Genomic DNA, 21,667 nt, shown 5'->3' on the forward strand with positions numbered 1-21,667 from the left:
GATCGAACCGGCTGCACACCGCAGTCGGTTTATATACTAAGGAACGGATTGTTTCTTAGTATCGAAGCGCGTACTTTTTAAGGCGCGCCATTATATATTCTGACTCGATTTAAGGGTTAAGCACTATATAGTACATAAACTTGTCACAGCGAAAGCTTGCTGTAAAGAATTTGAAGGAGTGAAGGGTTTTGGCAATTGAAAAAGAATATCCAATGACTAAAGAAGGTAAGTTAAAGCTTGAACAGGAACTGGAACAGTTAAAAACGGTTAAACGTAAAGAAGTGGTGGAAAGAATCAAGATTGCCCGCAGTTTTGGGGACCTTTCCGAGAACTCAGAGTACGATTCCGCAAAAGAAGAGCAGGCTTTCGTTGAAGGACGCATTACAACAATCGAAAACATGATCCGTAATGCAAAAATCATTGAAGGCGATGATTCGAATACAGATACAGTTTCATTAGGTAAATCGGTTACATTCGTGGAACTTCCAAATGGTGACGAAGAAACATATTCCATCGTAGGGAGCGTTGAAGCGGATCCATTCGAAGGGAAAATCTCCAATGATTCCCCGATCGCGAAAAGCCTGATAGGGAAAAGGGTCGGCGACAAGGTATCGATCATGACACCTGGCGGCGAAATGAGCGTGAAGATTGTATCCATCGACTAAATAAAAGCAAAAGAGGGTGTCCATAGGGCATCCTCTTTTTTATCAAAAAAGTGCAGCGTTAAATTTGTTCTAAATTGTTTAAAAATTCGCACCTCGTCAACAATGGTTACGAGGTGTATTTTATGAAAAAGAAACGAATGAAGTTGCTGGCTCTTTTTTTGACCACTTTCATGCTGATGCTCATAGGCAGGCTTGCCTACATCCAACTTGTATCGACTGAATCTTTTTCAAAGCATGACGTGAACCTGTTAGAAGCAAGCGTGAATCAGCGTTCACAGATCTTAAAGATCGATGATGGACGCGGAAAGTTTTATGACAGGAATGGAGAACCGCTTGCACATGAAGAAATCCCGACGCTCGTCCTATTTCCATTTTTAAAAAAAATGACATGGCCCATAGATGAAGTGGCCTCGATAATAGGCAAATCGGAAGCGGAGTTAAAGCGGGCGATAGAACAAGCGGATGAACCATTCGTATTTGGCGGAGACAAACCGATCGAGTTGACGTCCAGCCAATCGAAGGCAATCAATGAATTGAAGATACCCGGGGTCTTTGCCGTGAATGAGAAATTATATCATGATCAAACCCCTGCAGCGCAATTGATCGGAACGACGAATATATCAGATGCGGAAAAGAAAAAACGTTATCCGGACATGAATTTATCTCCTGAAACGAAAATAGGCAATACGGGACTGCAAAGGACCTTCGATGAGTTCTTGCTTTCCGCTGGTGAATCGAAGCTCGTTTTTCACGTGGACGCCAGTGGAGGCCCAATGTTCGGCGTCGATGTTAAATATGTGGAACCTGCAAATCCGCTTTACCCGGTGAAGGTCGTGACGACGATCGATAAAGAAATTCAGGAGCAAGCGGAGAAGCTCGTCGATGAACGCGGGATAAAAAAGGGCGGTCTCGTCCTGATCGATATTGAAAAAAGTGAAATCGTCGCAATGGTATCCCGTCCGGCGCTTAATGTAAAAGATCCGAATGGAGAAGGGGCCGTCAACATGATGCTGACCCAAAAAACGCCGGGTTCCGTCTTTAAAACGGTCACGGCAGCAGCGGCCATCGATTATGAAGCGGTTAGTCCCTCAAGGACTTTTAATTGTAATTTGACGATAGACGGCAAAACGGATAAACAGAGGGAACTGGGCATGCTTAATTTTGAAAATAGCTTTGCCCAGAGCTGCAACAGGACGTTTGCCGAATTGTCACAGGAAATAGCCGAAAAGGATCCGGAATTTTTGGACAAATATGCAAAAATGTTAGGTCTTGTTGGTGAATCGGGCTGGCAAGGGGACGTCTATCACACTGAAGTCACTCAATTGCATCATGAACAAGCCGGAAAGGTCTGGCATGATGACGAATTAAAAAAAGATCCTAAAATGATTGCCAAAACAGCAATTGGCCAGCAGGATGTCCAAACGACACCGCTCGCGATAGCGAATATGATGGCAACGATTGCCCGCGGCGGCCAGAAGGAACAGGTCAAAGCCGTTTCCAGGGTCGAATTTAACAATGGTACGACCGTAGTCGATTTTCCCAATCAAAATATTGGCGGCGAGAAACTGTCTCCATATACAACGATGAAGATGCAGCATCTTCTTAGGAAGGTCGTGACGGAAGAGAAAGGGACGGGCGCTTCCTTGAGGGATTTGCCTGTGGAGGTCGCCGGCAAGTCCGGAACAGCTCAGACCAATATCGAAAAAGGGCAGCTGAATAAATGGTTTGCGGGCTACTTTCCATATAAAAATCCTAAATATGCTCTTGTAACCGTAAGTTTTGAAACGAAGGAAAACAGTTCCAGCATGACGCCTCTTTTTTCAGATATTGTAAAAGTCCTGTACTCCAAGGACCAGGACAAAAACGAGAATTGACGAAAAGTGTAGGAAACCCTTCCCTTCTATCTCTGGCTAAATCATGTTAAAATGAGGCAGTAAGAAATGGTAAGGGAGGAATGGACCTTGGGCTCACGTTTTAATCAGAGAGATCAAAAAAGAAAAGTAAATAAAATATATAATATTGCAATCACCATCGTTTCCATTTTAATCGTCATTGTCGCAGTCTCGATTTTCTTAAGTGATGATGGCACAGATTCAAAGAAAGCCACGACTGAACCAAAGCAAATCGCCGATACAGATTCGGGGAAAGTGGCGGACAAGCCTGCTGGCAAAGAAGAAGAAACGGATTCTGAGAAGGAAGACGCAGTAGGCGATAGTGAAGCAACAACAGAAGAAGAAAATGCAGTAGAAGAAGATAGTAAAGCAACGGAAGAAGATGCAGAAGAGAAGGCTGAAGATGGAGCAGATCCAGAAAAAGCGGGAGATGCCGAACTTGTGGAAATGGAAGGCAGCGGAGATGGCAATGTTGCGGCAACCTATACGAGTGAGAGCTGGAAACCTGTAGGAACTGAACAATCCGGGGAGCACACTACAAGCTTTGACAAGGGCTCGGTCGATTGGAATGAAATGAGTAAAGCCATTGCAAGCGGGGCTGGAATCGATGAAAGCAGCATGAAGCTATGGTGGCTGCAAAACGGCGGTTCGTCAAGCACGGCAATCGGTACCGTCTCTGAAGGCGATAATCCTAAAACCTACCGCGTTTATATTGAATGGGTGGACGGATCAGGTTGGAAACCTGTAAAAGTCGAAGAGCTGAAGACAAACGATAAAAGATAATGGTCAACTGTATTAACGAAAAACCCCCGAAAGGAATTCCACTTTTCGGGGGTTTTTCATGGTCATCACTTTTTTGCTTTAAAGTGGACGACTGCGCTATAAAAACGTCTGCCTTCATCACTTACGTACATTTGGTGTGATACCGATTCAACCTGAAGCATGATCGCTTTATTGATTTCAATTTGTGATTGGATTTTTTCTTCCAGATTCTTAATGCTTTCCGCCTCGAAAAATTCTATTTTATCTTCGAATAAATTCAAGTCGAGTTGAAAACTCATGACATTTCCCCTCCAACATTTAGATACTGTTAGTTTAACACCATTTTGGGCGAATCTGAACCGAATCAATGATTTGCCTAAAAACAAGAACTGTTTCTGTGTTTATTTCATATTATGCTTATAGGTTTTATTATCTTATTATAAAAGGTGATTAAAAATGGGCAGAGAATTTATAGATTTATTTGAAGAATGGTCGAAAACGTATGATGATACGGTTGGTGGACACGATATGGAGTATCGGGAAGTTTTTAAACATTATGATAACATATTGGATAGCGTCACGGATCGGGTTCATGGCCATGTGCTGGAGTTCGGGGTAGGTACCGGGAATTTGACGGAAAGGCTTTTGAAGAAAGGCCTGAAGGTATCGGGAATAGAACCTTCACCTGCGATGCGGGAAATAGCGGTAAGCAAGCTGGACGGAAAGACAGAAATTGTGGATGGCGATTTCATCGATTTTCCGGAGCCGGAACAGGTTGATTCGATCGTGAGTACGTATGCGTTTCATCATTTAACAGATGAAGAAAAAGAAAAAGCGATAGCCAACTATGGAAAGTTACTGAATACTGGTGGTAAAATAGTGTTTGCGGATACGATGTATCAATCAAAGGAAGCGCATGAACAAGCGATTCAAGATGCAAGGCAGGCAGGCTTTCATAATTTGGCGAACGATTTGCAAACGGAATACTATACTACGATTCCTTTTTTGGAAAAAGTGCTTGAAGCAAATGGATATAGGGTGAATTTCGAGCGCTGCAATCAATTTGTCTGGATTATGGAGGCGGAAAAATTATAGGAAGAGGTTTTTACTAATGAAGGTAGCCATAATCGGAGCAATGGAAGAAGAAGTTACGATTTTACGTGATAAATTGGAAGGCTTGGAGCAGGTGACCATTGCCGGTTCCGAGTTCAATACAGGCAAACTGAATGGTGTCGAGGTCATTTTGCTTAAATCGGGAATCGGTAAAGTGAATGCAGCAATGTCCACTGCGATCCTGTTAGAAAAATTCAAACCGGATGCGGTCATCAATACTGGATCTGCCGGCGGTTATCATCCAGCACTTAATGTAGGGGATGTGGTCATATCCTCGGAAGTACGCCACCATGATGTCGATGTGACGATTTTCGGATATGAGTACGGTCAAGTCCCTCAGCTGCCTGCAGCTTTCACTCCGGATGAGAAGCTTTTCGCAATAGCGGAAGAAGCGGCTAAAGAAATCGAGGATATACAAGTGGCAAAAGGGTTGATCGTGACGGGGGATTCTTTCATGAATGATCCTGACAGGGTTGAATTCGTAAGAGGGAAATTCTCCGATTTATATGCGGTGGAAATGGAAGCGGCAGCCATTGCACAAGTAGCCTTCCAATTCAAGACACCGTTTGTCATCATTCGTTCTCTTTCGGATATCGCAGGTAAGGAGTCCAATATTTCCTTTGATAAATTCCTGGAAACTGCGGCTCTTCATTCAGCGGCACTGATTTTGAAAATGGTTGAAAAAATGAAATAAATGGTAAGTGATCAGCGGAAGCTTTTCTGCTGATCATTCTTTATTGCATAATTCTTATTAAGTTGGTAGGATAACTATGAAAGGATGTCCTAATATGAAAGTCTTTCAAAACATTCATGAGTTGATAGGAAAAACACCGATGATGGAAATCACCCATTTCCCTCTTCCGGATGAGGTCCGTATCTTTGCCAAACTGGAATACTTTAATCCGGGGGGCAGTGTGAAGGATCGGCTTGGCCAAGAACTGTTAGCCGAAGCGTTACAGACAGGAAAGGTGAAAAAGGGCGGGACGATCATCGAACCGACTGCTGGAAATACAGGGATTGGCTTGGCGTTGGCTGCGATAAACAGTGGAGTGGACGTGATATTTTGCGTTCCGGAGAAATTCAGTGCCGAGAAACAGGAATTGATGCGTGCCCTTGGCGCGAATGTGATCCAGACCCCGACAGAGGAAGGAATGACAGGAGCAATCGCAAAGGCTAAGGCGCTGCTGGCTGAAATTCCGGGATCATATTGTCCCCAGCAGTTCGCCAACCCATCCAATCCTGATGCCTATTATAAAACGCTGGGACCTGAAATATGGGAACAGATGGAAGGCGATGTGGATATGTTTGTAGCCGGTGCCGGGACGGGCGGGACATTCATGGGAACATCGCGATTTTTAAAAGAAAAGGATGCTGCTGTCAAAACGGTCATAGTCGAACCAGAAGGATCGATTTTAAACGGCGGCAAGGCAGGACCCCATAAAACAGAGGGGATCGGGATGGAATTTTTACCTGCCTATATGGATGAAACGTATTTTGACCAAATCCATACGATAAGCGATCGTGACGCTTTCCATATGGTAAAGGAATTGGCGATTAAAGAAGGCCTCCTTGTCGGCAGTTCTTCCGGTGCGGCATTTGCAGCAGCCATGAAAGAAGCAGCAAAGGCTCCAAGGGGGACGAATATCGTCGTCGTTTTTCCGGATTCCAGTGAGCGATACTTAAGCAAAAAAATTTATCAGGGAGGTTTATAAAATGAGAAAAAAAACACAATTGATCCATGGCGGCATTTTTGGCGATGAAAAAACAGGAGCGGTTTCGGTGCCCATTTATCAAGTGAGCACCTATAAACAGGATGGTCCGGGGAACCATCGTGGATATGAATATTCCCGTACGGGCAACCCAACCCGCCATGCCCTAGAGGAATTGATCAAGGATCTCGAAGAAGGAAAAAGAGGTTTCGCCTTCGGATCAGGAATGGCAGCGATGACCGCGGTCATGATGCTGTTCAGCCAAGGTGATCATGTATTGATGACCGATGATGTTTATGGAGGGTCTTTCCGGGTCATCACTAAAGTGCTTAACCGTTTCGGAATCGAAGCTACGTTCATCAATACGAGTGACATAGAGTCGATCGAAAAAGAGATAAAGGACAATACGAAGGCATTGTTCATTGAAACACCGACGAATCCATTATTGAAAATCACCGATTTGGAAGAAGTATCGAAAATAGCCAAAGAAAACGGCATCCTCACCATTGTGGATAATACCTTCAGTACGCCATACTGGCAAAATCCGCTTTCACTTGGAGCTGATATCGTGCTTCATAGCGCCACGAAGTACCTGGGGGGACACAGCGATGTTGTAGCGGGTCTTGTCGTGGTGAATGATGAGAATCTTGGCAATGACCTTCATTTCATCCAAAACTCTACAGGAGGCGTGCTAGGGCCCCAGGATTCATGGTTGCTTATGCGTGGCATTAAGACGCTGGGAATCAGGATGGAAGAGCATGAAAAAAATACATCTGAAATCGTCCGTTTCCTATCCGGGCATAAAGATGTTTCGAAAATCTATTACCCAGGTCTTGAAAACCACCCAAATCACGATATCGCCAAAAAACAATCGCGTGGTTTCGGCGGTATGGTTTCATTTGATGTCGGCAGTGCCGAAAAAGCCGAATCGGTTTTGAATAAAGTGAAATTCTTCACGCTTGCGGAAAGTCTGGGGGCAGTGGAGAGCTTAATTTCCATTCCGGCCTTGATGACACATGCTTCCATTCCGGCTGAGCGACGTGCAGAGCTTGGAATAACGGATGGGTTGATTCGTATTTCAGTGGGTCTGGAAGATGTTGAAGACTTATTGGAAGACTTGGAACAAGCGCTGCAAGGATAATCGGAGAGGAACCGCTTCATAGCTGACTGCCATTATTTACACCCTGTCATTTGGAATAAATATGGTAGAATGAGATATCGATATCTTAATAGCTTGAAAGAAGGTGGAATGGCATGAAAAACCGCAAAAAACAAACGGTTGCACTGCTGCGTTCGAAAATGGTCGATTTTAAACAATTTGCGATCACTTTGTTATGTGTGGGTTCGTTCTTCTATTTAGGAACCATCCTTCCCTCTGGCGACAAAGCGTTGATTGGCACATATGTCTATATGGGAGCGACAATAACGTTCCTGGGCATGTCCATAGTTTTTTTCTCATTATCCAAAAAATACAAAAAGATCTTGGCCGAAATGGATGACCAAGACTCTTTACAATAATAAAAGCAAACCTGATTCTTGAATGGAATCAGGTTTTTTTGTTTTTCTAACGCTTTTGCCTGTATAGGGGCAGATGTATCATGCTATTTGCCTTTTTAGGTGAAAATGGCCCTTGAAAATGGGGAAAAAGGTGGAAATTTCAAAAAAATAGGCAAAAACCGTTTACAAAAATCATATTTGTGGATATACTTACCAAGTAATAAAAAATATTCCAAAGGAGGTCGAAGAAAATGAAATTGTATCTATATGGAGTCGCCACGATTAGCCGGTCCGTTTCAATTGACAATCACATAACATTCGACCTGTGCCAAGCGGAATATTTCTAAAGCAATTTGGCTTTATTAATCATTCAGACATTGCGGCCGCAGGGAGAAGTGTTTTATCCTGCGGCCTTTTTATATTTTCTAAAAAACCCGCCGCAGGAGGACGTAACTTTCTGCGGCCTTTTTATGCCTTTTTGTTGGGCCGCTCCCTTAAAGGAGGTGATATTATGACACTGAATATGCTTTTTTTCACAATCACGATCAAAATGAAAAAAATGACTGCAGAGGAATGTTTGCAGCAGGAGAGAATCCACAAGATTCGAGAAGAACATCTGGATAAAGCGTTGAAACATCGTCCTTTTTTCTAAAAAATATATATATGAGGTTGGTATTCCGTTCATAAAAAAATTAAGAAAGGTGGAGGTTAATATGGTGAACTTGTTATACGTAAAAGGAGAGAAGCGTTGTTATTGGCAGGAGAAGGATACCGGCTAACGGATCTGCCGGTGCAACCCAAGTATTTGTCATGGTTTGTATATATGTAAGCGGAAAAGGCATTGGAGACGAAGGTGTGGTATATGGCGCTGCTTAACTCGGAACTGCAACGTTGGAAAAGAATATGTAAATGGAAAACTCGGCACTCGGGCCGAGTTTTTTCTTTGCCTGAATCAGCAGCAAGGACCTGATCCTCCAAAACCAAATCCACATCCCGGCAACCACCAAAACCCGAAAATGAGCAATAAAATCAGGAGGACAATAAACAGGCCATAACCAAAGCCGTAACCGGACCCGGACCCTGCATAACAAGGAGCAGGAGCCGGATAACCATAGCTGCATCCGTATGGTCCATAGTCATATCCCATCGAAAAACCCCCTTTCCGTTAAAAATTCCCTATCATTATATGAACCTTTTCCTTCGTTCGTTTGGGAATACATCCAGGCTGGTTTGAACATTTAACACGATTCATGATTTCTTTTAGTGGGACAGACACGAACAAGCCCACAGTTGCATAGGTATGAATAGGGAAGCCAAAGAAACGGGGGATGAAACCAATGCCCGGAATACTTACAGTTGTCGGTTATATTATCAAAGAATTTTACTTATTCGTTTCCTATGTGAAAAACAACGCTTTTCCCCAGCCCTTGTCATCTCAGGATGAAAAGAGATATCTGAAGCTAATGAGCGAGGGAGACGGTGATGCCCGTAACATCCTGATCGAACATAATCTCAGGCTTGTTGCCCATATCGTCAAGAAATTCGAGAATACGGGCGAAGATACAGAGGATTTGATTTCGATTGGGACAATTGGTTTGATAAAGGCCATTGAGAGTTATTCGGATGGGAAGGGGACTAAGCTGGCCACATATGCGGCGCGATGCATTGAGAATGAGATCTTGATGCATTTACGGGCGACTAAGAAAACGAAGAAAGATATTTCCCTGCATGATCCGATCGGTCAAGATAAAGAAGGAAATGAAATCAGTTTAATCGATGTACTGAAATCGGAATCGGAAGATGTCATCGATACGATTCAGCTCAATATGGAAATTGAAAAAGTGAAAAAGTATATTGATATTTTGGATGAACGCGAAAAGGAAGTCATTGTAGGCAGGTTCGGACTGGATTTGAAAAAGGAAAAAACCCAGAGGGAAATTGCTAAAGAGCTTGGCATTTCCCGCAGTTATGTATCGAGGATCGAAAAACGTGCCTTAATGAAGATGTTCCACGAATTTTACAGAGCAGAAAAAGAAAAGGAAAAGAAAGCCAAAGGATAGGAATGGTGAAGGCAAAGAGAGTGCGGGGAATTTCCCCGCACTCTTTTTTCAATATTTATTTCTGAGCATATCTGCAAATGCGTGATAAATCTCGATTCCCTGAAAAAGGAACATGCGTGAAGCTGTTAAAGATAAGACCCCTATCATAATAAATCGAAACCACATATGAATCACTCCTCCATTTTATTTTTTATAAAATGTCAGAGCATGGGGCTACGTAATTCGCCTGGAAAAATACCGGACTGAGATATCGTCGGCGAAGATTTGAGTGAAAATAAAGAAAACTCAAAATGGAACATTCGAAAAAGAGAATGATGATAAGTGTTTGCCAGGAACCTAATGAAGGCACGAAAGGCTGTTTCTTGTCGGCCTTATCCCAATGGTGAACATCGGTATGTTCCTCAATGGTCAGCTGCTGTGCATGATGATGGAACTGTACGGGCAGTGTCCAAAGGAGCAGGATGATGGCAGACATGTGAATGAAAAATTTCATATGAATCAACCGCCCCTTTCCCCAAGAATATATTCATCATAACATGCTTTTAATCCGGGATATAGAAAAAAGTTCTGAAAAAAGACTGAAAATTCCTTTTAGTTAGAAAAATATTGCGTTTACCTCTATAATGGGATTAGTGATAAAAAGGGGGCAATGCATGATGGGATATTCTTTGACATGGGATTTGGATATCTTTTTTAAAGGAGGAAGCTCTTCTAAGGAGTTCCTGACTTTTTTAGATGAAATGAACGACGAGGTAAAAGAATTAGACCGGATTGTAAGCAATATCAATCCAGAAGGAAATGATGAGAGCGGTTTAATCCAGGCATTTGATCTTTTTAAAAATACAAATATGAAATCTTCACAGGCAAGTGCATTCATCGGCTGCCTGGAAGCTCAAAATGCACAGGATAAAAAGGCTGGTCAGCTGCGGATCAAACAAATGAAGATAGTCGCTTCACTAAAAATGGTGTTAAGCAAACTGGATGAAAAGTTGATACATCTTGATGATGGTTTTTTTGAAAAGATCCTTGAAAAAGAACCATTGAATGAATTGAAATTCGTATTGAATGAACGTCGGGAAAAGGCAAAGGAAAAGCTTTCCGTGAAGGAAGAATCATTGATCACCCAATTGGCCATGGACGGTTTCGAAGGTTGGAGCCAAATGTATGATACGATCGTCGGTTCAATGACCATCCCTTATAAGGGTGAAAATCTTTCTGTAGGCCAAGCGGCAAATAAATTTTCCGATCCTGATGAAAGGAACCGGAAAGAATTATTTACTGCATGGGAACAGGCGTGGGAGGAAAAAAGTGACCTTTTTGCCCGGACTTTGAACCATTTGGCCGGATTCCGTCTCAGTGTGAATGATAAAAGGGGCTGGGATGATATTTTGAAAGAGCCTCTTGAAATAGGGAGGATGAAAAAAGAAACCCTCGAAAGCATGTGGAATGTAATTGCCGATCATAAGGAGCCGCTTGTGAGGTTTTTAAAAAGGAAAGCGGAGTTACTGGATTTGGATCAATTAAGCTGGGCGGATTTGGATGCGCCGCTCGCTGTTACAGCGGAGTCCAAAGTTATGGATTATCAAGAAGGTGCAGACTTCATCATACAGCAATTCTCTAAGTTCGGCTCTCAATTAGCAGACTTCACCCAAAAGGCATTCGAAGACAGCTGGATTGAAGCGGAGGACAGACCAGGTAAGAGACCAGGCGGTTTTTGCACCGGGTTTCCATTAAATAAGCAGTCAAGAATTTTCATGACGTATTCGGGCACTCCATCCAATGTATCGACATTGGCCCATGAATTGGGACATGCCTTCCATTCATATGCGATGAGGGAGATCCATCCATTGAATCGGTCGTATGCAATGAACGTAGCTGAAACCGCCTCTACTTTTGCTGAAATGGTCGTTGCGGATGCAGCTGTGAAGGAAGCGGCCAGCGAGGAAGAAAAGCTGGTGCTTTTAGAAGATAAAATTCAGCGTTCTGTGGCATTATTGATGAATATCCATGCCCGCTACTTATTCGAAACAAGGTTTTATGATGAGAGGAAGCAAGGGTATGTCAGTGCCGAACGGTTGAATGAACTGATGGTCGAAGCCCAAAAAGAAGCTTATGGCGATGCTTTAAGTGATTATAATCCAACGTTCTGGGCTTCAAAGCTCCATTTTTATATAACAGGTGTACCATTTTATAATTTTCCGTACACATTCGGCTACTTATTCTCATTAGGCATATACGCGAATGCCCTGAAAGAACCGGCAGGATTCGAAGAAAAGTATATCGCTCTATTAAAGGATACCGGTTCCATGAAGGTCGAGGATTTGGCGGAGAAACATTTAGGCGTCGATTTGAAGACCCGGGATTTTTGGGAAGAAGCGGTCAATGCCTGCATGGAGGATGTGGAAGAATTCCTGCGTTTGACCGATCCCCTCGTCAAAAAGGCTTAAAACGGGTTTTTCGGATGGAATAGGAACGAAAAAAGCGGATGTCCGATTTAGGACATCCGCCTTTCTTATTTAAACTTTCTTCAGTTTAAATGGACTGACCATAAGTAATGATAATATAATCATGAGGGATAAGAAAAAGACCGGATGGAAATACGGGATGGCTAGATAACTTAAAGTAGCGATGCAGCCCGCAACCGTAATCGGCACTCCTGTAAAATATCCATTGCTTTCACTTATATTGAAACGGGCGAGACGAAATGCGCCACAGCCAATATAGAAAACCGTGAAGAGTGTGCCAGGTGCCCCGAATTCTATTAATATTCCTTGGTATAATAATAGGGCAGGTGCTACGCCAAAGGATATGATGTCACACATCGAATCAAGTTGCTTACCCAATTCCGATTCAATGTTGAATTTCCGTGCAACCATACCGTCGAAGCGATCTGCAAGGGCAGCCAGGAAAATTAATAGCAGGCTTAAATTCAATTGGCCGTGCATTACGGCGATTATCGCAAATCCACCAAGGGATAAATTAATTAGTGTAAGTATATTTGCTGTTTGTGCTTTCATTTTTTTAATGGTTTGATCTAGGGCGTGTAATAAAAACATCTTTTCCCTCCTTTCAAATGAAACAAATTAAAACAATATATAGTAAACATAAGCATTTATTATATAATAATATTTTATTTAACACAATTTATGCAAGTGATTTTTAGAATAATTTTACAATTTGGAGTGGTTTTATTTGTTTCAGTCTTTGTATCGCATTCTTATTGAACTGACGAATGGTCAGTATTCATCAGGTTTATTAAAGCATTTTAGCCAATCTCGTTGGAGCAGGCCCTTAATTTTACTTTATGTAAAAACATTCAACCTTAATCAACAGGAATTTGGTAAGGAGGTAAAAGCTTATACTAACCTGCACGAGCTATTTACCAGGCAGTTAAAGGCGGATGCCAGGCCAATTACGGCAGTTCCTTCTGCGGTAGCTTGTCCTGTGGACGGTGTTCTTGAGGATTCAGGGGAGATACGCGCTGATAAAAATATCGTCGTTAAGGGAAAGGTATATTCAATGGGGGAAATGCTCGGGGATGAGCTTTTTTTGGAAAAGTACTTAGGGGGCAAATATCTCGTGTTATACTTAAGCCCGAGTCATTACCATAGGATCCATGCACCAATCAAGGGTTCCGTGGTCAAACGTTGGACCCTTGGAAGGAAATCGTACCCCGTTAATAAATGGGGGATGAAATATGGAAAAGAGCCTTTATCAAAAAATTACCGGACAATAACTGAACTTCAAAATGAAGCGGGAAGTCTGGCAATGGTGAAGGTCGGGGCCATGTTCATCAATTCGATCGTCATTACTGATGAATCGGTTGAATTGGAAAAAGGACAGGAATTTTCTTATTTCAGCTTTGGGTCCACAGTGGTGCTTCTTTTTGAAAAAGGAAGTTTTGAACTTGAAGGAAACATCTCCATTCCCGCGGATGTCCGTGTGGGTGAAACAATCGGATTCATGAGAGCCGTCTAACTTCAAATGAAAATAAGAGGCTGACATTTGATGTCAGCCTATGTATTTCATATTAAAAGATTGATCGGATTTTATGTGTCAGGGATCTTCGATGGATTTCCGATTCTATGAGGCGGATGAAATCGGTACTCAACTTTAAATTCTGTGCTTTAAAATAGGATTCAAGCAACAGGTCATCAGATAGTTTTTGCATCAGAACGCCATTTGCGGCTGCTCACCTCCAGTAAGGATTACGGGGAATAATTTGGTGCTTGCTTGCATATATTGATAAGTCTTCCTTGATGTACCCCTACTGTATCAGAAATAAACGTGGAGAACAATCGTTCTGTTATCCACAGTTGGAAGTGGATAACTTGTGGTTAAGTTGTTTACAAGGTGAGCGGAATGGTGCACATCAGTATGGAAAATGTTAGTAAAGTTATCCACAGATTGAATAAATGAAATTTTTGTCGAAATCTTTTATGAATAATTAGTTCTTTGGTTCTGGTCAGCCTGCAAATTTCCCATTATTTACTGAAAAATGCCTTTCCATATCAGAAAACATACATTATGATGTTTCTTTACCGTCAGCACTTATTTCCTAATTTTTTTTGAAACTGTGCTGAAAATTCGATATGATGGAGACGGTAAATTTTAACGAAAATATAGAGGTGTCAATATGCTTAAATTATTTTTGCCGAGTGAACATGTTAAAAGCATTTTTAATATAGATCCTCAAGAATTGAAAAAAAGAGGGGTTAAAGGAGTCATTACCGATTTGGATAATACTCTCGTTGAATGGGACAGGCCGACTGCCACCCCCGATTTAATCAAATGGTTCGACAATATGCGTGATCATGGGATTTTAGTGACGATTGTATCCAATAATAATGAAAATCGGGTTCGGGCTTTTTCCGACCCGCTTCACATTCCGTTTATCTTCCAGGCCAGAAAACCGATGGCAAGAGCTTTCCATAAAGCCCGTAAAGAAATGGGATTGAAATTGGAAGAAACGGTGGTTATCGGCGATCAGTTATTGACGGATGTATTGGGAGGGAACAGAGGCGGGTTTCATACGATCTTAGTGCTCCCTGTAGCACAAACAGACGAATTCAGAACAAGGATCAATCGTTATTTTGAAAGAAAGATCATGGCGTTTTTTAAACGAAAAGGAATGCTAGAATGGGAGGATCACAATTGAACAATCATCAAGAATTAGTGTGCATCGGCTGCGGTGTGAAGGTCCAGACTGAAGATCCGAAGGAATTGGGCTTTGCCCCTAAATCAGCTCTGGAAAAGGAGACCATCGTTTGTCAGCGCTGCTTTAAATTGAAACATTATAACGAAGTTCAGGATGTTTCCTTAACAGACGATGACTTCCTGAAAATCTTGAATAAAGTAGGCGAAACCGACTCTTTAATCGTCAAAATCGTCGATATTTTTGATTTCAATGGAAGCTGGCTCCCTGGCCTGCATCGATTTGTAGGAAGAAATGATGTTCTTCTGATTGGAAATAAGGTTGATTTATTGCCTAAATCCGTAAAAACGAACAAGTTGATCAATTGGATGAAGCAATCGTCCAAGGAATTGGGTCTTAACCCTGTTGATGTCCTGCTTGTCAGTGCGGAAAAAGGAAAGCATATACTTGAAGCGGCTGATGCGATTGAGCGGTATCGCAAAGGTAAAGATGTTTATGTGGTGGGCTGTACGAATGTAGGGAAATCGACTTTCATCAACCGTCTTATTAAAGAAGTGAGCGGAGAAAGTGATATCATCACGACTTCCCACTTCCCTGGGACTACCTTGGATATGATCGAAATTCCCTTGGATGATGAACAGGCCTTGATCGATACACCAGGAATCATTAATCATCATCAAATGGCTCATTATGTTGACAAACGGGACTTCAAGGTGATCATGCCGAAAAAGGAAATCAAGCCGAGAGTGTACCAACTGAATGAAGCGCAAACGTTATTTTTCGGAGGGTTGGCCCGGTTGGACTATGTGTCAGGCGGAAGGCGTTCATTGACCTGCTACCTTTCGAATGAATTGAATATTCACCGTACGAAACTGGAAAATGCCGATGAATTGTATAAAAACCATGCCGGGGAATTACTTACACCTCCAAGGCCTGAACAAATCGAGGAGTTTCCGAAGCTGATTCCACATGAATTCTCCTTGAAAGATGGTAAAATGGATATTGTGTTTTCCGGTCTTGGCTGGGTGACGGTCAATGAGCCAGGAGCGAAAATCGTTGCACATGTTCCAAAGGGCGTCAATGTGATCGTTCGCAAATCATTAATCTAAATATAGGGGTCGTCTAGTCTATGAAAAAGATATATGGGGTAATGGGAGATCCAATTGCACATTCGATGTCACCGGACATTCATAATGATGCATTTGAAAAAGAAAATATAGAAGCGGTTTATCATCATTTCCATGTGACGAAAGAAGGTTTGAACGATGCCGTTAAAGGCATGAAAGCCCTTGGTATAGAAGGGTTTAACATCACGATTCCTCATAAGACTTCCATCATCCCTTTCCTTGATGAAGTGGATGAACTGGCCCTTGCAATCGGGGCTGTAAATACGGTTGTTAACAAAAATGGTCGGTTTATAGGGTATAATACAGACGGAAAAGGATTTTTCAAATCTTTATGCGATGAAATATCAGGTGACATCAAGGCTAAAAAAACGTTAGTGATCGGAGCGGGCGGTGCTGCGCGTGCGATTTATTTTACCCTCGTAAAAGAAGGGGTAAAGCAAGTTGATATTGCAAACCGGACAAAGGAAAGAGCGGCCCAGCTTGTTTCTGATTGCCCTTATGATAAAGTATCGAAGGCACTCTCGATTATCGAAGCGGAAGAAAGCTTATCACAATATGATTTAATCATCCAAACGACTTCTTCAGGAATGAGTCCGGAATTGGATCATTCACCGATAAAGGTCGACCAGCTTAAAACCGGTGCAATTGTCAGTGATATCATCTATAACCCTCTGCAAACCAAACTGCTGCGTGAAGCGGGGGAAAAAGGGGCGGAAACGCAAAATGGTTTGGGGATGTTCATCAACCAGGCCGCGCTCGCATTTGAGATATGGACAGGCATTATGCCGGATACAGCAAGAATGACAGATATTGTCTTGAACAAACTAGGAGGTAACACATGTTAACTGGAAAACAGAAAAGATTTTTACGATCAAAGGCCCATCACCTCAATCCAATTTTTCAAGTTGGTAAAGGCGGAGTCAATGATAATCTCATCAAGCAAATTGGTGAGGCGCTTGAAGTACGTGAATTAATCAAGGTCAGCATCCTGCAAAACTGTGAAGAGGACCGCGATGATGTGGGACTTTCTTTGTCAAAAGGTGCGCGGGCGGAATTGGTTCAGATTATCGGCAACACAATTGTGCTGTATAAAGAATCAAAAGAAAACAAACAACTTACATTACCTTAAGGAACCTGTCTATGAAAAAAATTGGAATTCTTGGCGGTACATTCAATCCTCCGCATATCGGGCATTTAATTATAGCGAATGAAGTGCTGGATGCCCTTGAGCTAGATGAAATCCGGTTCATGCCAAATCACGTTCCTCCACATAAGGAAAAATCGGAGGAAGTAACCGATATGGACAGGCTGGCCATGTTGGAAAACGCGCTAGCCGGAAACCCATCTTTTTATATTGAGGGTATTGAAATAGAAAGAAAAGGCACATCTTATACGTATGACACAATAAAATTGCTGAAAGAACTTGAGCCAACCAATGAGTTCTATTTCATAATTGGCGCAGATATGATTGAGTACTTACCAAATTGGCACCGTATCGACGAGCTGGTGCATATGGTCCATTTCGTTGGGGTGAAGCGCCCTGGATATAACGAAAAGACCGTATACCCAATCACGATGGTGAAAGTCCCCCAGATGTTCATTTCGTCTTCCATGATACGAAGGAAGTTAAGAACGGGGAAAACCGTGAAATATTTAATAGCAGATCCAGTGGTGAAGTATATTAAAGGGAATGGTTTATATGAATCGTGAGAAAGCATTGGCGCTGGTCAAAGAACAAATCACCGAGCGCAGGTACATTCATACCTTGGGTGTGGTCGGGTCAGCTATTGAACTTGCTGAAAGGTATGGTGCCGACGTCAAAAAAGCCGAACTGGCAGCCATTTTCCATGATTATGCAAAATTTCGTCCGAAAGAGGAAATGGAGCAAATAATAATCGCTGAAAAAATGGACCCGGCATTACTTGAATACAATATGGAGCTATGGCACGCTCCTGTCGGGGCTTATCTGGTGAAAAGGGAAGCTGGCATTCAGGACGCTGAAATCTTGGATGCGATTGCCTATCACACGTCTGGCAGGGTTGGCATGAGCCTATTGGATAAAGTCGTATACCTTGCTGACTACATTGAGCCGGGACGTTCTTTTCCCGGAGTCGACGAAGTCAGGCAGACGGCAAAGCAAAATTTGGATCATGCTGTCATCCAGGCTTTAAGGAATACAGTTGTTTTTTTAATGAAAAGAAATCAGGCAATTTACCCTGATACATTTAAGACATATAATGATTTGATCATGAATTTGAAGGAGAAGATGTAATGACTGAACGTGAACTTCTAGTAATTGCAGCAAAAGCGGCGGATGATAAAAGAGCGGAGGATATCGTGGCATTGAACATGCAAGGTATTTCCCTTGTAGCGGATTACTTTTTGATCTGCCACGGAAATTCCGAAAAACAAGTACAAGCAATAGCTCGTGAAATGAAGAGCAAAGCTGATGAATCCGGAATCGTTGTAAAACGTCTTGAAGGTTTTGACGAGGCGAAATGGGTGCTTGTGGATCTTGGCGATGTAGTGGCACACATTTTCCATAAAGATGAAAGAAACTACTATAACCTTGAACGTTTATGGGGAGATGCACCTTTTGAAGATCTAGAGAGTGAACTGACTTCATGACGTACGAACGCTTTGCCTATGTATACGATGAATTGATGAAGGGCGCACCTTATGAAAAATGGCTGATGATCCTTACGGCGAAGCTGGAACAGTATGGAATTGGCGGAAGGAAAGTCTTGGATTTAGCGTGTGGAACCGGGGAAATGACCGTTGAATTGGCGCAACACGGATTCGAAGTCACCGGTGTGGATTTATCTGATGAAATGCTTCTTGTTGCTAATGAAAAAGCGGTTAAGCTTGGATTATCGATTCCGCTTTTCCAGCAGAATATGGCAGAACTCGAAGGACTTGGCCAATTTGATTGTGTCACGATTTTTTGTGATTCGCTGAACTACCTCCGCGATGAGGAAGATATAGTCAGGACGTTTAGTCGGGTTCATGAGCATTTGAAGGATGGCGGATTATTTTTGTTTGATGTCCACTCCATTTATAAAATGGAAGAAATCTTTCGTGATAATACGTTTGCTGTCAATGGTGAAGAAGTATCCTATATATGGGACTGCTTCCCAGGAGAAGAAGCTTACAGTGTGGAACATGATTTAAGTTTTTTCGTAAGGGACGATGAAAGCGGTCTGTATGACCGATTTGATGAGTTGCATTATCAACGGACCTATCCGGTTGAACAATATAAAAAGTGGTTGGAGCAAGCAGGTTTTACGGTTTCTGAAATTTTGGCGGACCTTGAAGACGCACCGCTTGTAGCGGAAACCGAAAGAATCTTATTTGTAGCCAGTAAATGATAAAGAGGTCAGGAGCCCCGTTCGTACTGTACGAGTGGAGGTCTGACCTCTTCTTTTTTTTGCCTTTAGAAGGAGTTAAAGATATTGATTACGAATATTAATAAGGATGGCCGAATTGCTTTTCAACTTCGTGAAGGTCCTCTGCAAACTTTTCATGTGTCGCTTGAAAAAGATGATGGAACATTTCCCCGGTTTCAGCTTCTAAAACCTTAATCCCCTCACCTGTAATACCGCCCTTTACACAAACCTTTTCCTGTAGTGTCGGCAATGTATATACCCCTTTACCGAGCAGTTCCCCTAAGCCAACCAGCATATTCTCAGTCAAAGTCGTAGCCGTTTCTTTATCTATCTTCGTCGTTTGGCAAGCCGCGTCAATAAAAGCTTGTGCTAAATAGCTGAAAAAGGCAGGACCGCAGCTGACGATATCGGAAGCTACCCTGGTGATATCATTTTCGATGATGACCGGTGCCGATATGGCGGAGGCCAAATCAAATAAAGCTGACACTTTCTCCTTACTGCAGCTCTTGCTGAAACTCAGTAACGATACTCCTGAACCAACACGGTTCGTTATGCTCGGGATAAAACGGGCACAAGGGGCGTTCACGGCGGATTCAAGCTGGGAGACCGATAGCGGGCTTGTGATGGAAATAACCAGCTGATCCCTTTTTATATGATGTTTGATGTCCTGTAATAGGCTGTTAATTTGCAATGGTTTTACACAGAGAAAGATAAAGTCCGCTTGCTGGACGATTTCGGCTGCGCTTTCCGCAACCTTGATGCCAGGGTGTTTTTCTTTCAGCACCAATGCTTTGGAAAGCGTGCGATTTGTAATGATTAGTTCCGCCGGATTCAATATTTTTGCCTCCAGCCATGCCTCGATTAAAATGGTACCCATATTTCCGGTTCCGATAACACCGATTTTTTTCAATTCCGATCAACTCCTCTCACTTAAAACGATTGATACTCCTAAAAACACTATGTATTTTTAATCTGTCCTATGACAATGTATCGTGCGAAATCCAACAAGGAGGTAAAGAAATGGAAGGGATTTTTAAGCGGAAATGGATGATGATAACCGTTGCCGTGGCATTTGTGGCAGCGGGCCTTTACTTATTTGTGCAACAAGGGGAGGATCCGGCTGATACGGAAGACATATTTTCCATTCCTGAAAAAAAGGCTGAAAGTAAACAAAATGAAGATGAAACGCCCGCCGAACCTGAAATCATTAAAGTGGACGTTAAAGGAGCGGTCAAGTCCCCAGGCCTATTCACTGCACAGGCAGGTGACCGGGTGATCGATTTGATTTCGGCAGCGGGCAGTTTTACGGACAATGCTGATAAGGATAAAGTGAATTTTGCCCAAATCGTCGAAGATCAAATGGTCATTTATGTTCCGGAAATAGGTGAGGAAGACGAGGGGAAATTAGAGAATATACAAGTCGGGTCATATGGTGATGCCGTTTCTGGTGGGACATCAGGAGGATTGGTGAACTTGAATACAGCTACACAGGAAGATTTGGAAACCTTGACGGGAATTGGACCATCCAAAGCGAATGCTATCCTGGAATACAGGGAAACGGTAGGGAAATTCAAGGAGGTCGATGACTTGAAGAAGGTAACGGGAATCGGCGATAAAACATTTGAAAGGTTACGGGATTCCATCTCGGTGAAATGAATGATTGAATATGCTACACAAATGGACTGGAAGAGGGTAAAATTGAAGAAAATCATTCTAGTGGTAAGGGGATAAAACATGAACAGAATTAGTTGGGATCAATATTTCATGGCGCAAAGCCATTTATTAGCTTTAAGAAGCACATGTACACGCCTCACTGTAGGGGCGACCATCGTCAGGGACAACCGAATCATCGCTGGGGGATATAATGGGTCGATTGCGGGAGGGACGCATTGTATTGATGACGGCTGTTATGTAATAGATAATCATTGTGTCAGAACGATACATGCAGAAATGAATGCACTTTTACAATGTGCAAAATTTGGGGTGCCTACTGATGGGGCGGAAATATATGTGACGCATTTTCCGTGTCTTCAGTGCTGTAAATCACTCATCCAAGCTGGCATAAAGGCTGTTTATTATGCAGAGGATTACAAAAATCATCCATATGCCCTGGAATTATTCAAACAGGCTGGTGTCAAGACCGAGAAGGTTGAAGCAAAAGGGGCCATCGATGTTAATGGAAAACAAAAAAAGGATTTTGTATTCTCATTGCTAGCTCAACTTGAACGGACAGACCTGAAAAAAGAAGATTTAATGGAGTTGGAAAAGCAGGCCAAACAGATTTTTGAAAATTAAATAGGA

General features: G+C 42.5%; 28 protein-coding genes. 22 read left to right on the top strand and 6 right to left on the bottom strand.

What is annotated here, in order from left to right; translation table 11 throughout:
- Positions 1-188: 188 nt before the first annotated feature.
- From greA to ACQKNS_RS13425, 3 genes are all read left to right on the top strand, one after another.
- Positions 189-665 carry a transcription elongation factor GreA gene (gene greA, locus ACQKNS_RS13415; protein ID WP_076365139.1) on the top strand — a complete coding sequence of 159 codons (477 nt, stop codon included), beginning with the start codon at positions 189-191 and terminating at the stop codon, positions 663-665.
- A gap of 122 nt (positions 666-787) precedes the next feature.
- Positions 788-2,539, top strand: coding sequence for a peptidoglycan D,D-transpeptidase FtsI family protein (locus ACQKNS_RS13420; protein ID WP_427643518.1), 1,752 nt, complete (start codon positions 788-790; stop codon positions 2,537-2,539).
- Between the two features lie 87 nt (positions 2,540-2,626).
- On the top strand, positions 2,627-3,340 hold the full coding sequence (locus ACQKNS_RS13425; protein WP_427643520.1) for a YrrS family protein: 714 nt from the start codon (positions 2,627-2,629) through the stop codon (positions 3,338-3,340).
- Positions 3,341-3,405: 65 nt separating this feature from the next.
- Here the strand turns inward: ACQKNS_RS13425 and ACQKNS_RS13430 are convergent, their stop codons facing one another.
- Positions 3,406-3,618 (bottom strand): DUF2536 family protein, encoded by a 213-nt coding sequence (locus ACQKNS_RS13430; protein WP_289350454.1) that lies wholly within the window; start codon positions 3,616-3,618, stop codon positions 3,406-3,408.
- A gap of 157 nt (positions 3,619-3,775) precedes the next feature.
- On the opposite strand from ACQKNS_RS13430, the gene ACQKNS_RS13435 reads away from it, so the two are divergent.
- From ACQKNS_RS13435 to ACQKNS_RS13460, 6 genes are all read left to right on the top strand, one after another.
- A complete protein-coding gene (locus tag ACQKNS_RS13435; RefSeq protein ID WP_427643521.1) occupies positions 3,776-4,414 on the top strand; it encodes a class I SAM-dependent DNA methyltransferase in 639 nt (212 codons plus the stop codon).
- Positions 4,415-4,430: 16 nt separating this feature from the next.
- Positions 4,431-5,126, top strand: coding sequence for a 5'-methylthioadenosine/S-adenosylhomocysteine nucleosidase (mtnN, locus tag ACQKNS_RS13440; protein WP_427643523.1), 696 nt, complete (start codon positions 4,431-4,433; stop codon positions 5,124-5,126).
- A gap of 94 nt (positions 5,127-5,220) precedes the next feature.
- Positions 5,221-6,144 carry a PLP-dependent cysteine synthase family protein gene (locus ACQKNS_RS13445; protein WP_427643525.1) on the top strand — a complete coding sequence of 308 codons (924 nt, stop codon included), beginning with the start codon at positions 5,221-5,223 and terminating at the stop codon, positions 6,142-6,144.
- Between the two features lies 1 nt (position 6,145).
- Positions 6,146-7,282, top strand: a complete 1,137-nt coding sequence (locus tag ACQKNS_RS13450; protein ID WP_427643527.1) for a bifunctional cystathionine gamma-lyase/homocysteine desulfhydrase — start codon at positions 6,146-6,148, stop codon at positions 7,280-7,282.
- Positions 7,283-7,395: 113 nt separating this feature from the next.
- Entirely contained in the window at positions 7,396-7,659 is a 264-nt protein-coding gene (locus ACQKNS_RS13455) for a YrhC family protein (RefSeq protein WP_427643529.1), read from the top strand.
- A 490-nt stretch (positions 7,660-8,149) separates the two neighbouring features.
- The gene (locus tag ACQKNS_RS13460) at positions 8,150-8,290 is read left to right on the top strand and encodes a YrzI family small protein (RefSeq protein WP_076365157.1); all 141 of its coding nucleotides are present in this window, start codon (positions 8,150-8,152) and stop codon (positions 8,288-8,290) included.
- 300 nt (positions 8,291-8,590) lie between these two features.
- Here the strand turns inward: ACQKNS_RS13460 and ACQKNS_RS13465 are convergent, their stop codons facing one another.
- Positions 8,591-8,785, bottom strand: a complete 195-nt coding sequence (locus tag ACQKNS_RS13465) for a YjcZ family sporulation protein (protein ID WP_427643531.1) — start codon at positions 8,783-8,785, stop codon at positions 8,591-8,593.
- A 190-nt stretch (positions 8,786-8,975) separates the two neighbouring features.
- Between ACQKNS_RS13465 and sigK the strand changes: the two genes are divergently transcribed.
- Positions 8,976-9,698: an RNA polymerase sporulation sigma factor SigK gene (sigK, locus tag ACQKNS_RS13470; RefSeq protein WP_048682796.1), complete on the top strand. Its 723-nt coding sequence runs from the start codon at positions 8,976-8,978 to the stop codon at positions 9,696-9,698.
- A gap of 190 nt (positions 9,699-9,888) precedes the next feature.
- Here the strand turns inward: sigK and ACQKNS_RS13475 are convergent, their stop codons facing one another.
- Positions 9,889-10,191: a hypothetical protein gene (locus ACQKNS_RS13475; RefSeq protein ID WP_427643533.1), complete on the bottom strand. Its 303-nt coding sequence runs from the start codon at positions 10,189-10,191 to the stop codon at positions 9,889-9,891.
- A 163-nt stretch (positions 10,192-10,354) separates the two neighbouring features.
- On the opposite strand from ACQKNS_RS13475, the gene ACQKNS_RS13480 reads away from it, so the two are divergent.
- Entirely contained in the window at positions 10,355-12,145 is a 1,791-nt protein-coding gene (locus tag ACQKNS_RS13480; protein ID WP_427644204.1) for a M3 family oligoendopeptidase, read from the top strand.
- Between the two features lie 69 nt (positions 12,146-12,214).
- Here ACQKNS_RS13480 and pssA read toward each other — a convergent pair whose 3' ends face one another.
- Positions 12,215-12,754, bottom strand: coding sequence for a CDP-diacylglycerol--serine O-phosphatidyltransferase (gene pssA / locus ACQKNS_RS13485; protein WP_098185704.1), 540 nt, complete (start codon positions 12,752-12,754; stop codon positions 12,215-12,217).
- A gap of 136 nt (positions 12,755-12,890) precedes the next feature.
- On the opposite strand from pssA, the gene ACQKNS_RS13490 reads away from it, so the two are divergent.
- Complete coding sequence (locus ACQKNS_RS13490) at positions 12,891-13,676, top strand: phosphatidylserine decarboxylase (protein ID WP_427643535.1); 786 nt, start codon at positions 12,891-12,893, stop codon at positions 13,674-13,676.
- A 52-nt stretch (positions 13,677-13,728) separates the two neighbouring features.
- Here the strand turns inward: ACQKNS_RS13490 and ACQKNS_RS13495 are convergent, their stop codons facing one another.
- On the bottom strand, positions 13,729-13,869 hold the full coding sequence (locus tag ACQKNS_RS13495) for a sporulation histidine kinase inhibitor Sda (RefSeq protein ID WP_427643537.1): 141 nt from the start codon (positions 13,867-13,869) through the stop codon (positions 13,729-13,731).
- A gap of 465 nt (positions 13,870-14,334) precedes the next feature.
- Between ACQKNS_RS13495 and ACQKNS_RS13500 the strand changes: the two genes are divergently transcribed.
- The 8 genes from ACQKNS_RS13500 to ACQKNS_RS13535 are packed head-to-tail and all read left to right on the top strand — an operon-like array spanning position 14,335 to position 19,348.
- Complete coding sequence (locus ACQKNS_RS13500; protein WP_427643539.1) at positions 14,335-14,856, top strand: YqeG family HAD IIIA-type phosphatase; 522 nt, start codon at positions 14,335-14,337, stop codon at positions 14,854-14,856.
- Positions 14,853-15,962: a ribosome biogenesis GTPase YqeH gene (gene yqeH / locus ACQKNS_RS13505; RefSeq protein WP_427643540.1), complete on the top strand. Its 1,110-nt coding sequence runs from the start codon at positions 14,853-14,855 to the stop codon at positions 15,960-15,962. The genes ACQKNS_RS13500 and yqeH overlap by 4 nt, the downstream gene beginning before the upstream one ends.
- A gap of 20 nt (positions 15,963-15,982) precedes the next feature.
- Positions 15,983-16,825 carry a shikimate dehydrogenase gene (gene aroE, locus ACQKNS_RS13510; RefSeq protein WP_427643542.1) on the top strand — a complete coding sequence of 281 codons (843 nt, stop codon included), beginning with the start codon at positions 15,983-15,985 and terminating at the stop codon, positions 16,823-16,825.
- The gene (yhbY, locus tag ACQKNS_RS13515; RefSeq protein WP_427643544.1) at positions 16,819-17,109 is read left to right on the top strand and encodes a ribosome assembly RNA-binding protein YhbY; all 291 of its coding nucleotides are present in this window, start codon (positions 16,819-16,821) and stop codon (positions 17,107-17,109) included. The genes aroE and yhbY overlap by 7 nt, the downstream gene beginning before the upstream one ends.
- A gap of 11 nt (positions 17,110-17,120) precedes the next feature.
- Positions 17,121-17,690 (top strand): nicotinate-nucleotide adenylyltransferase, encoded by a 570-nt coding sequence (locus ACQKNS_RS13520; protein ID WP_427643546.1) that lies wholly within the window; start codon positions 17,121-17,123, stop codon positions 17,688-17,690.
- The gene (gene yqeK, locus ACQKNS_RS13525) at positions 17,680-18,252 is read left to right on the top strand and encodes a bis(5'-nucleosyl)-tetraphosphatase (symmetrical) YqeK (protein WP_427643548.1); all 573 of its coding nucleotides are present in this window, start codon (positions 17,680-17,682) and stop codon (positions 18,250-18,252) included. Before ACQKNS_RS13520 ends, yqeK begins: the two co-directional genes overlap by 11 nt.
- Positions 18,252-18,608 (top strand): ribosome silencing factor, encoded by a 357-nt coding sequence (gene rsfS / locus ACQKNS_RS13530; protein WP_427643550.1) that lies wholly within the window; start codon positions 18,252-18,254, stop codon positions 18,606-18,608. Before yqeK ends, rsfS begins: the two co-directional genes overlap by 1 nt.
- A complete protein-coding gene (locus ACQKNS_RS13535; RefSeq protein ID WP_427643552.1) occupies positions 18,605-19,348 on the top strand; it encodes a class I SAM-dependent DNA methyltransferase in 744 nt (247 codons plus the stop codon). Before rsfS ends, ACQKNS_RS13535 begins: the two co-directional genes overlap by 4 nt.
- A gap of 97 nt (positions 19,349-19,445) precedes the next feature.
- Here the strand turns inward: ACQKNS_RS13535 and comER are convergent, their stop codons facing one another.
- The gene (gene comER / locus ACQKNS_RS13540; RefSeq protein WP_427643554.1) at positions 19,446-20,276 is read right to left on the bottom strand and encodes a late competence protein ComER; all 831 of its coding nucleotides are present in this window, start codon (positions 20,274-20,276) and stop codon (positions 19,446-19,448) included.
- 110 nt (positions 20,277-20,386) lie between these two features.
- Between comER and ACQKNS_RS13545 the strand changes: the two genes are divergently transcribed.
- Positions 20,387-21,022: a helix-hairpin-helix domain-containing protein gene (locus ACQKNS_RS13545; protein WP_427643555.1), complete on the top strand. Its 636-nt coding sequence runs from the start codon at positions 20,387-20,389 to the stop codon at positions 21,020-21,022.
- A 78-nt stretch (positions 21,023-21,100) separates the two neighbouring features.
- The gene (locus ACQKNS_RS13550; RefSeq protein ID WP_427643557.1) at positions 21,101-21,661 is read left to right on the top strand and encodes a ComE operon protein 2; all 561 of its coding nucleotides are present in this window, start codon (positions 21,101-21,103) and stop codon (positions 21,659-21,661) included.
- Positions 21,662-21,667: the final 6 nt, after the last annotated feature.

The organism is Peribacillus sp. NPDC094092 (assembly GCF_050279365.1).
Taxonomy (GTDB): domain Bacteria; phylum Bacillota; class Bacilli; order Bacillales; family DSM-1321; genus Peribacillus.